The sequence below is a fragment of the Weissella cibaria genome, assembly GCF_004521965.1.
Lineage (GTDB): Bacteria > Bacillota > Bacilli > Lactobacillales > Lactobacillaceae > Weissella > Weissella cibaria_A.
The window spans coordinates 54057-65896 of sequence record NZ_SDGK01000037.1; the positions used below are offsets into that span (position 1 = coordinate 54057).

An 11840-nucleotide genomic window follows, 5' to 3' on the forward strand; every position below is an offset into this window, starting at 1 on the left:
CAACTCAGCAAAAGAGTTGTGTTTATCTGCAGTTATTAAATTGTGTGGTATGCCAAAGGCGCATCCCAAATATCGTGAACCCCAGTTGTCATACCTGGCTGTGGCGCATCGATCATCTTACCATTACCAATGTACATACCAACGTGGTATTCGCCACCAACTGACCCCCAGAACAGCAAGTCACCAGATTGTGCTTGTGACAACGGCTTCGGTTGTGAACCGTGGGCACGCAAGTATGCGGCCTGTTCGTAAGTTGTGCGGCCCAAATCAGTCAAGTGCGCGTGTTGACGTACCAATCGAATGAATCCTGAGCAATCAACGCCGTATTGCGTTGCACCACCCCACATGTAAGGAATTCCCAACCAGTGGTTTGCTTCTTCAATCATTCGTGTTCCAGCATCACTATCACGCAGGAAGAATGTCCCATCATTACCAAAGTAATACGTCTTCCCATCAATGACACGTGTGCCTTCTACTGCGCGACCAACGTTATCGACATAGTACTTCATCCCCCAAGCAGTCTTCCACTTGTTTTGTTCGCGCACCCCATTTTCAAACCAGTAGTATGTGCCCATGTAGAAACGGAATCCTGTAAATTGCTGACCGTTTTCATACCACTTCCAGCCTTGACCTGCATCCGTATATCCTGATGTCTTGCCACGCAGGAAGAACGTCCCATTATCACCGAAATTATAAGCCGTACCATCAATGACGTAATTACCTTGGACCGCACGTCCCTCATTGTCCGTGTAGTATTTCATTCCCCAAGCTTCACGCCAACCAGAATCCTGACGCACCCCATCGATGAACCAGTAATACGTACCCATGTAGAAACGGAATCCCGTGTACTTTTGACCATTTTCAAGCCAACGCCATCCTTCATTTGTACTAACGTAACCCGTTTGGCCAGCTGCTGAAGCTGAGTGACCAGCTTCCATCCCCATCGCAAACGTGAAACCGGCAATAACTGACGCGATAAACGCCAATGCCTTTTTCCCTTTAAACAATGTCATATTTAACATTACTCCTGTCTTTGTTGTTTTTAGAGTAACAACCCAATATGACATCTCTATTACAACGGGCTTCTTAATATTTTATTATTCTATTACAACGTGAAATAATGCACATCGTTTTCATAATTTATTCAAAAACGCATTGGCCAGCGTCGGTCTATGAATATTTTTCGAACAATCGGTAACCCAAGGGCCACATAAGCCATCACAATAATAGGTGCAGTGTTCATCAGCACCATTAATACCCAGGCGATTGGCCGGCCGTACCACTGCACCCAGAGTCCAACAGTTGGACCGTAAACAATTTTACCAAGAATCAAAATGACAAAAGCATGAAGAAACAAAACCACCGCCGAATTTTGTCCAACCCAGGCGATCCCGTCACCCGTTTGCCAAAGTCTGTGTTCAATCAACTGTGACACACCAGCCAATGCAAAAATGCTACCAAACGCCCCTAACAGCATCTGCCAAATTGGCCCCGTAAACGTCCCCGATACGAGATAGAATGTTCCTCCCTGAGATGCCCAGTACCACACCGCCAAACCAGCAACAAACATCGTGACCATGCCGTAAAAAGGCCATGGTTGCTTCATCCAACGTTGCGCCAGATAGCCCCCGAGTAAGAACAATTGACTCAAGAGCACCGCATTCAAAGACCACGGTGCAACCGCTGGTGCTAACAGTCCCAGACCAAATAATCCCAAGCCAATGGCAACCAATGTGCCTATTCGCCAGCGGTCTGGTAGTTTGGCAACGAGCGCCTGAGCACAACTAAAAATAATCGTCGCTAGGCCGAGTGCTACAAAGAACCACACAGCCCCAAGTGACATCATCCCCGCTGGCATTGTACTATTATTACCACCCGCCCATACGGCGCCAAGTAACGTACCCGTTAATGACCAACTTGCATGGCCAAATTTTACCGCTGGCCATTCATAAGCTAAAATCAGCAACGCGAACACAATATACAACAGAATCAAGGTATTAAAATTAGTCTTGATGCGTTCGCTGAGTGGCTTAGGCCGATACAACAGACCGCTAAAGAAAAAGAAAATCGGTAAACTACCTAAAAACAAAAAATTCTGTCCCGCTTGAAACGCCGGTTCCGAACCGGACACATGGCCAATAATCACCATTAACATTGCTAAACCACGTGCAATGTCGATCCATTTATATCTCATTATTTTCCCCATCAATTACAAAAAAGGACCGAACCATTTTGTTCAGTCCTTTTTAACAAGCCTTACTTCTTTGCAGAAGATTGGGCCTTCATTTGTGCCATCATTTGGTTCAAACGCTTTTGTGAAGGCTTTTGTCCCATTGATGTCATCATTGACTTCATCATCTCTTCTGAGATAGGTGGGTTGTTCTTCAAGTACGTTTGCATTGAGCGACGTGCCAAGAAAAATCCAGCAACTGCACCCAACACAGCAGCAAGGATGACAATCAAAATCCAGATACTAGTATTCATCGCATTACTCCATCATTATAATTCATATATTATTGTAGCGAACATTCGCCGTTTTGACTAGGTCATCCCGCATTTCTTCGCGAAAACTTCATTAGTTGTCACGCAAGCCTTTTTCGCGTTGGATATCCTTCACCTTATCTGGCGTCACTTCATTACCGTCATCATCAAACACTTGGAGCATTTCAACTTGTGAACGGAACGTAGCACGGAAGTTTTCAAGGAATTCAGCCCGTAAATCCGCACGTTCGGCAATTTCGTCGTCCGTCAAACCTTCGGGCGTCTTTGCCTTGGATGCTAATTCATTAATACGTGTGCGCACGGCCAACATGCGATCTGTTTCTGCCATATCAGTCACCACCTAATTTTTTATCGTTACTCTATTCTACCATGAAACAATGTCTAACATTCACAACTCGCCGAATTACTGTAGAATAGAAGCAGATATTTTACGAGGAGGATAACATGACACAACCTGAGAGCAAGCAACTCGCAATTTTGCGGTTTGTCTACGAAAAGCAACTTGAAAAAGGTTATCCACCTACTGTCCGCGAAATCGGTGACGGCGTTGGCTTATCATCTTCATCAACAGTCCATGGACATTTGAACCGATTACAGAAAAAAGGCTTATTGCACAAGGATCCAGATAAGCCACGTGCACTAGAAGTCACCCCCGCTGGTATTGAAGCCCTCGGTATCACCACCCGTAACCAAAACATGATGCCCGTCTTAGATGAACATGAGGCCATTCCGGCCAGCAACGAAGATAGCGATTATATCGTTGATTACTTCCCCGTGCCCGAAAACCTCGTCCGCTTTGACGGTGATTTGTTCATGCTGCGCCTTCGTGGCAATGCCATGTTAAACATCGGCATGCTCGACGGCGACTTTGTCATTGTCCGCCGGCAAAACGATGCCGACAACGGTGATATTGTGGTAGCCCGTGATGAAACTGGGCAAACTCATATTAAACGACTTTTTCGCGAGGCCGATGCCTATCGACTCCAACCGGAGAATGATAATATGACGCCCATTATCGTCCGCAAACTAACCATCCTTGGCAAAGTCGTCGGCTTGTACCGGGATGCCATTTATTAATACGCTACTAAAAATAAAAACGTTCGACGCGCAAATTGCGGTCGAACGTTTTTTACTTCACTGCCAAGAACTGTTTACCAAGATAGTTCTTACCAGCACTGAGGTCATATTGCACATATTTCAAATCAGTTAACAACGCTTGTTGCTTCGTTGTAAGTTGTTTTTCCTTAACCGTCTTGCCTTGTTCATTTACAAACGTATTACGTGTGTAATTGGCAAAAGCTGGCATCTGCTTAGTGATTGCCGTTTGCAAAGCAAAATATGGTGACACCTTGGTGTTCATTGCCTCGAACGTCAAAGCTGGAAAATCGCTCGGCGACGCGACTGCTCGTGTAGCCGCCGGTGTCTTGCCTGCCAATTTTTTAGCCGCCGGATTCTGATAGACGAAGTAATCCGTCTCGTGAGCTACCTTGGCAGCCGCTTGCGCATCCACGAATGTGAAGACACCTGGCCAGTGATCACCATAAAGGACCATCGTAATTGGTCGTTCAGACGCATCTAACCGCTTAATTAATTTGCCTAAGGCCATATCACTACGATGAACCCCTTCTAAATAGCTTTCAATTTGCTTTTTCGTGCTTTTTGAGACCGCTGGGGTTTTTACCTTATAGTGATTATCAGGATGCTCACCTGCTGTATAAGGCATGTGATTTTGCATCGTCATGAGTTGCAAGAACTGGGACTGGTTTGACTTCGCGTTGTCAATTTTAGAGGTCAAAAAACGGTAGGCATTCGCATCGGTTGGATAATCCCCATCCTTTGCAGCAGCTTGATATTTTTCAGGATACGGCGTTTGCATGTTATCCGTCGTGTAAAAACCGTCGATACCCATTTTTTTATACGCATTCGTTCGATTATACAAACTACCAATAAAGGGGTGTAAGACATCTTTTTGCTGGAAAACGTTAGTAACGTTTGGCACCGCCTTAGCGAATGGTACAACCTGCACATAAGGTACAGACATCTCGGGGGCATACGTTGCTAACGGCATTCCTGTCAATGTCATATACTCAATGTTCGCAGTACCACCACCGTAGCCCGAAGACAACATTTTACCAGAGAACGTTGCCGTTGCCTTCACCTTGTCCATATTCTTCGACACATTTTTGCCACTATACGTCAACGACGGTACATCGTTGGGATTTGCCAATGATTCACTTAACACATAAATGACCGTTTGACCGGCTAAATTAGCTTGACGGTTTTTATTCAATTCGGTGGCATAAGCAGCGTACTTCTTTTGAATTTCTGCCATCTTGGCCTTTGAATAACCGGCTGGTTCACGCATGATAACCGTCGAGACATTCGAAACAAAAGTCATTAGCGGTCCATTCCATAGCGCGTCATCCCCTGAACTATAGACAACTCGTTCATAATTAAACCGCTGTAACCATTCTTGATTTTCATCTGCAGTAGAGACAAATGGAATGGCAAGCACACCACCGGCTACTAACACAACAATGATTCGTGACCACGTTTGTTGAAACAGGGTTACCATCACGAATTGCGCAAAGTGACCAGCTCGCCGTCGACGTAACAAAAACTCAAGCCAAATGGTGACAACTAGTAAAATCAGTACGGCAATAATGGCACCAATCAATAAACCACGATCAACCATCCCCGATAAACCACCGGCCGCTCCCGCCTCAGACATATCACTGAACATAATTGGTTCGTTACGGGCCTTAACTTTCATAAATTCAGCTACAAAAGCGACAATGCCAATGACGCCATACAAAGCAATGCTAAGAAACAAACGATTTAACAACGCCATAATGAAAATATAAAGTAAGAAAGTTTCAAATACAGAAAACCAAGCTTGCGGTTTCCACATAAAATTCCATGTATAACCGAGCGCCGTACCGAGGTCAGTTGTTTGATTGTAACGTCCCCATTCCTGGAAGTACATCGCAAATTGCAACATAAATGTCGTTAAGATGCTTAGCACCAGGCCAATCAAAATTAGGCGCATAAAATTATTTATCGCTATTGGCTGGATCATCTGTTTCAACGGAGTCCAACCCCTTCTTTTATTCGTCATATACTATCTCACGATCACTATTTCTCTCTATCACTAATGAATAAGTATACCGTATTAAAACGACGGTTTTTTAACAAATGGTTAACACGTAAAACAAAAAGCAGGCCATACAGTCTGCTTTAGAATTAGTCTTCAAAATAGATTTGTCGGGCCCAATTAATTCGTCGGGCGCCCCACGTTAGTAATCCCATCACGATTAATGTCACGACAATGTTTATCAAAACATTTAGGGTGTGGTCAGTAGTAATCAAACTAATGTACCCACCCATTTTGAACAGGCTCATTAAGATCGTCAAAATACTAATTTTTAAGATGACTGCATCACCTAATTTCGCAAACCATGTCGCAAATACCGGTGTCCATTGAATCAACCGTTGCGCAAGATACACAATTGTTAAACTGCCCAAAACTGCCCCAAGCGATGTAAACACCCAGTGTGGTGCGGCCGCCATAGTAACATCAAATGGTCCTGAGGTTGACACACCCGTCCAAACCAAGAAACCCGCAGCCGCTGTGGCGTGCCCAACCTGCCAGTCACCTGCAACTCGAAGTTGCTTGCCAAGCATCATTAATGGTTGCATCACTAATGCCCCTTCAGTCGACCAAGGCATCTGAAACTGAGAACTCAAGTAATATCCTAGCCAGGCTAGTAAAATTGTCACCACCCATTGGTACGCCACGCGACCCGGTAGATATTGCACTACCTTAAACACGATTGTGGCCACAAACAGAGCCAAGGCAATCCAAATCATTCCCGTACCAAGGACTTGCCAATCCCCAACATGCGCAGTTGGCCAGCCATTACCGTACAAAAATGTTGTTACACCATCGCGCATTGCAACGAATCGATACTGCATCCAATAAGTCAAATTAAATTTAATAATGACTTTACTACCAAGAATAATAACGGCCGCTGTAACAGCAAACGGCACAACATAATGTTTAATGCCCTTAAGTAATACTTCTCGCCACTGCAACCCCGCCGCCCAGTAGCCAGCCACCATAAATAAAACTGGTACATTCACGATTGTTAACCACTGATAAAGTGGCCTTGCGGTTGCTTGATCAATCAGCTGCGCAACCACAATCATAATGATTGCAAACACTGTTATCAATCGCGTTAGTTTTTGTTCTTTGGTCATAAAACTCCTCCAACTACAACAAAGGAGAAGCACAGAAGGCTTCTCCAGTTATGTTAGTAATTCATCAATGCCAAGATGTCATATCCTTCAAGACGATCACGTCCGTGAAGGGCATCAAGTTCAATCAAGAAGGCCAAGCCAACGACTTTACCGCCCAAAGCTTCCACCAACTTAATTGTTGCGGCAATCGTACCACCAGTTGCCAACAAATCATCCGTGATAAGTACCTTATCACCTGGCTTAATGGCATCCTTGTGCAATTCCAAAGCTGCCTCACCGTATTCAAGCTTGTAGCTTTCCTTAACGGTTTCGCGAGGTAACTTACCTGGCTTGCGTGCTGGTACCAAACCGATACCCATTTCGTGGGCGACCGGTGCACCGACTAAGAATCCACGTGACTCAGGGCCAACGATAACATTTACCCCGCGCACTTGTGCGAATTCAGTAATTTGATGCGTTGCTTCTGCGTAAGCCGCCCCATCCGCCAACAAAGGCGTGATGTCACGGAATGTAATTCCTTCTTCTGGGAAGTTCGGAATCGAGGCAACATAATCATGCAAATCCAACATCTGCTTAGCTCTCCTGCTTACTTAAGTTCGTCAACAATGTTTCGAGTTCACTTGTCGAACTGTAAATCAACTGTTGTTCTAGTTCTCGCTGTGCCACGAAACGCTGATATGACGGCATTTCTTCCAAGACCACTTGCTGTGGTGCAGGGATGGCGTTTAAGACACCATCGTTAATTGTAACAAATTTTGCGTCTGAAAACACCTGCAATATTAAAGTTAACATATTTCTATCGATCTGTAAGTGCGAAACGATTGCATCATACTGCGTTCGTAACGACACATCCGAAAACGATCGGGCAAATTTGTAAACCTTTGCAAAATCCGCCTTCGATGGCATCTTTTGTAAATACTTTGGTGACTTCGTGTAGAATATTGGGGCCAATCGACCAGCTGGCACGAATTTTAGCAAATCTGCTAACTGACTTAACTTATCTGGCATATCAACAAAGGCCATTGTCCCAATACTCGTTCGATTAAAAGCATCCTCCCAGTAAATCGCTTCACCGGGTTCCTGAATCGTCGGACCTAACTGGTCATAGTGTTTTTTATTAAAGAAAATATAGCTTGCCGGCTCCGCTAATGTTTGACGAGTTAAGCGGGTTGTTCGCCAATCCAGCAGCGATGACCCCGCAGCTTCAATATCCGTCAGCATCATTTGATAGGTAACATCACCTCGGAAACGATTCTCACTCATTGTCCCCACAATTTTGATTGATTCAAAACGCCCTGCTAAATCTTCAGCAAGTGATCCACGACCAAACGCAATCACCGGTAACGAGCCCATTTGCGTACTTGCCGCGAAACGGAGGTGCTTGCCTTCACTCATGGTTTTAACGTTTTGTACGCCGTTCAATGTCACAGCAAACAGTGGCTCTGGATTACCTTCACCAAACGGTGCTAAGACTTGCAACTGCTCATAATTCTGCGCACTAAAGTCTTTAGCCGTCACTTCGGCTGCAATGCGAATTTCTGGTAGGCCAGCGTCCGTAAGCCCTTGCGCATCAGCTTCCGTCCGTAACACATCTCGAACAGCTTGCAAATTGGCTGTTGGAATTATCATTCCTGCAGCGCTGGCATGACCACCGAATGAGGTTAACAAGTCTCGATGACCATCAAGACCGACAAATAAATCAAATGCCGGTACAGAACGGCCCGAACCCTTCATCTGGCCATCTTCGTCATTGAGCACGATTGCTGGCTTGCCTGTAGCTTCGACTACCTTACTGGCGACAATACCAAGAACACCTTCATGCCAGCCTTGATCAGCGATAACCAACACCGGGTCAGCCGTCAAAGTTTGTGCCTGCGCTAATGCTTCATCAGAAATTGTTGCTACCAGTTCCTGCCGTTCACGATTCAACGTTTCAATTTGACCAGCCAACGCACTTGCTTCTTCTGGATCATCGGCTAACAACAGCCGGACACCATCCGTTGCATCAGCTAAACGTCCGAGCGCATTTAAACGTGGTCCGATGGTGAAGCCAATCGTCATTGAATCAATATCGGATTTATTAGTGCCGGCAGTTTGCAACAAAGCCGCTAAACCAAGACGTGGATCTTCCTTAAGATTAGCCAACCCCATCGCAACAATCGCCCGGTTTTCGTCAACCAGTTCCATGACATCAGCGATCGCCCCTAAAGCTGCCAAATCCATAACTTCATCGGCTGGTTCTTCCAGCAAGGCCGAGGCAACTTTGAAGGCCACGCCAGCTCCAGATAAGCCTCCAAATGGATAGGCCCCATCTGGGTGACGTGGGTGAACCACAGCAACTGCCTCTGGTAACTCGGTAGGCATCTCGTGATGATCAGTCACAATGACATCGACCCCGTTGTTCATTAGCCAAGCAACTTCATCTCGTCCCGACACACCATTATCGACTGTAATCAGTAATTGCATGCCTTCACCCGCTAAACGTTGGTACTGCGCTAAATTAGGTCCGTACCCATCTTTAAAACGGTTAGGCACATAATAACTAACGTCGGCACCCATCAACTCCAGGGCCCAGGTCATGATTGCTGTACTGGTAATCCCATCCACATCATAATCACCGTACACGACAATCTTTTCGCCGTTGTCAATGGCGACCATGATCCGTGAAATCGCAACATCCATATCATGTAATAAGAACGGGTCATATAAGCCTTCAACACCCGGACGCAAAAATGCATTAGCCGTTTCAACGGTGTCATAGCCACGATTAACTAAAATTTTGGCAACCAATTCTGAAACACCAAAGGTCTCAGCGATTTCTTTGGCTGCCGCCTCGTTTGCAACGGCAGGGAAATCCCATTGATAGTGTGGTGAAATCATCTGTTTGCCTCCTTACTTACTGTTCGTCTTCATCTATCGGCGTCAATTTAATCGGTTTGCTATTGCTTTGCTCACCAAATGGCACCTCAAATACATCAAAATCATTCACAACGCGAGTGTTTTCAAAAATTGTCCGCGCTTGATAAGCGAGTTCATTCGCTGACTTACCGGCATAACGCGCCGAAATGTGTGTTAGCAATAAGCGACCAACCCCAGCTTTCGCAGCGACTTCAGCCGCCTGAATACTCGTTGAGTGGTAGTGATTACGTGCTTGTTTACCTTCACCTTTGCCATAGGTCGACTCGTGCACCAGGACATCCGCGTTCGTCGCAAGATCACTGGCATTCAGGGTCTTACGCGTGTCACCCAGAACAACAACTGTCCGGCCTTTTTTAGCAGGGCCAATTACATCGGCACTCTTAATTTCACGGCCATCAGGCAATGTAATATCGTTACCACGCTTCAATTGCCCGTATAGGGGACCTTCCGGCACTTGCATTGCCCTTAAACGTTCGACCAAAAGTTCACCGGCGTGGTCATGTTCGACAACACGGTAACCAAATGACAAAATTTTATGATCCAACGGCAAAGCTGTCACCGTAAACTTGTCAGTTCGAAGCACCTCACCACCTTCGTTTGGCAATTCGACAAACTTCAATGGATACGTTAAATGCGTTTGTGCCACGCGGAGACTTGTTTCCACGAATTGTTTAATCCCATGGGGACCATAAATCACCAGTTCTTCTTCGCCTCCCTGAAAAGAGCGAGAAGACAACAAACCTGGCAACCCATAAATATGATCACCGTGCAAGTGCGTGACAAAAATCTTATCCACCTTACGTGGACGAATCGTTGATTGCAGCATTTGAATTTGCGTGCCTTCACCGGCATCAAACAACCAAACGGAATTAATTTCTTCTAGCAAGCGAAGCGCGATACTCGTTACATTGCGAAAACGAGCTGGCACACCTGCACCAGTTCCTAGAAACTCGATTTGCATGATATTAGGAACTCCTTTTATCTATCTCTCAAACAAAAAACCGCCATAATGACGGTTTAAACTAACTATTAGTCTATCATTTTTTGACGCATATTTATAGACCCGGGCATTAAATCAAAAGCTCACCTGAAGCTTTGCAGACGGGCCGACCAAGATATTGCCATGGCGTTCCTTGACCGTGGCAAATTGCAACTCAATATCATTCGTCGCCCCTTTCGGAATGAAAACCGTCACGGTTGCATCAGTGTAGCCCCCGGCGGGAATGCCAGCCACGCCTAACTTGGGGTCATTGACCAAACCGTTTAATTCAGACATGGTTGGCTTACCCTTAAAGCCAATCGTCGTCACACCTGGTGTCACACCGAACGTCGTACTATCATTTGTAATCCGATAGGCAATGACCAACGTTTCATACCCATTGGCTAATTTAGGTGTATTCAGAACCCGTCGCGCATTTTGCAAAGCTTTCGTCGATCGCGCAGTATTTTTGTAACGGGCAATTCGAGTAACTTGATAAGTAAAGTTGCGATTTTGCAACGTTTCATTCACGACGTTATCCCCAACCAACTTTTCTGCAACCCCGCTACTCGTTAGACGATACTGCCCCACTTGCGTCAAACGACCATTCGCAACGAACTCCTTCGACTTCAAATCACTTGCGGTCGGGGTACCAACCGATTTCTTTTTTTCAGTGGGTAAATCATGATTACTATGTGTGTCCGCTTGCTCAGCAAACGTATGCACTGTTTTTGTCACATTGCTAGTATGGTAAAAAAATATCACTACGCTCGCAAATACCAGTAACAATATTGCGGTGATCAACCACCCTAAGCGTTTTTGCATTCTCATTTCTCCATTATCCAAGAACTAGGGCGTCGTCAACAATCCGGTATCCATACACCGGATGCAGTGTGAAATCGTCATCACGCACCACTATCTGCAATGCATCGGGCGTTTGCATAATCACCTCCGCCAATTCTGCTTGATAGGCTACGTCCGTTGTCATGACTAGCAAATCACCATCACGCCCAAGTAAGCGCACTGGTTGCACCTGGTCATCTAGCCGCACCGCCAACAAACGATTCGTTGGCATACCAGATGTCGCTGCTTTAAAATCTGCTAATAGCATGTCTTGCTCTCCATTGGTAATTTCTTACCGTTAATCTTACCACATAAAAAAGGTGACTAACCTTAAGAT

Annotated in this window: 12 protein-coding genes; 1 reads left to right on the plus strand and 11 read right to left on the minus strand. The window is 45.5% G+C overall.

The features are described 5' to 3' along the window. Nucleotides 1-35 precede the first annotated feature (35 nt). The 4 genes from EST42_RS11400 to EST42_RS05640 all read right to left on the minus strand — a co-directional run bounded on the left by EST42_RS11400 (nucleotide 36) and on the right by EST42_RS05640 (nucleotide 2830). Complete coding sequence (locus EST42_RS11400) at nucleotides 36-1013, minus strand: NlpC/P60 family protein (RefSeq protein WP_134644577.1); 978 nt, start codon at nucleotides 1011-1013, stop codon at nucleotides 36-38. 131 nt (nucleotides 1014-1144) lie between these two features. Continuing rightward, nucleotides 1145-2194, minus strand: coding sequence for an acyltransferase family protein (locus EST42_RS05630; RefSeq protein WP_167711115.1), 1050 nt, complete (start codon nucleotides 2192-2194; stop codon nucleotides 1145-1147). Between the two features lie 62 nt (nucleotides 2195-2256). Continuing rightward, nucleotides 2257-2484, minus strand: coding sequence for a YneF family protein (locus tag EST42_RS05635; protein WP_010371877.1), 228 nt, complete (start codon nucleotides 2482-2484; stop codon nucleotides 2257-2259). A 91-nt stretch (nucleotides 2485-2575) separates the two neighbouring features. After that, a complete protein-coding gene (locus tag EST42_RS05640) occupies nucleotides 2576-2830 on the minus strand; it encodes a DUF896 domain-containing protein (RefSeq protein ID WP_134644579.1) in 255 nt (84 codons plus the stop codon). A gap of 116 nt (nucleotides 2831-2946) precedes the next feature. On the opposite strand from EST42_RS05640, the gene lexA reads away from it, so the two are divergent. After that, nucleotides 2947-3579 (plus strand): transcriptional repressor LexA, encoded by a 633-nt coding sequence (gene lexA / locus EST42_RS05645; RefSeq protein WP_134644580.1) that lies wholly within the window; start codon nucleotides 2947-2949, stop codon nucleotides 3577-3579. Nucleotides 3580-3631: 52 nt separating this feature from the next. Here lexA and EST42_RS05650 read toward each other — a convergent pair whose 3' ends face one another. From EST42_RS05650 to EST42_RS05680, 7 genes are all read right to left on the minus strand, one after another. Further along, nucleotides 3632-5581 carry an LTA synthase family protein gene (locus tag EST42_RS05650; RefSeq protein WP_245150411.1) on the minus strand — a complete coding sequence of 650 codons (1950 nt, stop codon included), beginning with the start codon at nucleotides 5579-5581 and terminating at the stop codon, nucleotides 3632-3634. Nucleotides 5582-5745: 164 nt separating this feature from the next. After that, complete coding sequence (locus EST42_RS05655; RefSeq protein WP_134644582.1) at nucleotides 5746-6762, minus strand: hypothetical protein; 1017 nt, start codon at nucleotides 6760-6762, stop codon at nucleotides 5746-5748. 53 nt (nucleotides 6763-6815) lie between these two features. Continuing rightward, nucleotides 6816-7331, minus strand: a complete 516-nt coding sequence (locus EST42_RS05660) for an adenine phosphoribosyltransferase (RefSeq protein ID WP_134644583.1) — start codon at nucleotides 7329-7331, stop codon at nucleotides 6816-6818. 4 nt (nucleotides 7332-7335) lie between these two features. Then, nucleotides 7336-9642, minus strand: a complete 2307-nt coding sequence (gene recJ / locus EST42_RS05665; RefSeq protein WP_134644584.1) for a single-stranded-DNA-specific exonuclease RecJ — start codon at nucleotides 9640-9642, stop codon at nucleotides 7336-7338. A 16-nt stretch (nucleotides 9643-9658) separates the two neighbouring features. Further along, nucleotides 9659-10642, minus strand: a complete 984-nt coding sequence (gene rnz / locus EST42_RS05670) for a ribonuclease Z (protein WP_134644585.1) — start codon at nucleotides 10640-10642, stop codon at nucleotides 9659-9661. Nucleotides 10643-10756: 114 nt separating this feature from the next. Continuing rightward, the gene (locus EST42_RS05675) at nucleotides 10757-11386 is read right to left on the minus strand and encodes a hypothetical protein (protein WP_134644586.1); all 630 of its coding nucleotides are present in this window, start codon (nucleotides 11384-11386) and stop codon (nucleotides 10757-10759) included. 112 nt (nucleotides 11387-11498) lie between these two features. Beyond that, a complete protein-coding gene (locus EST42_RS05680; RefSeq protein ID WP_134644587.1) occupies nucleotides 11499-11771 on the minus strand; it encodes a hypothetical protein in 273 nt (90 codons plus the stop codon). Nucleotides 11772-11840: the final 69 nt, after the last annotated feature.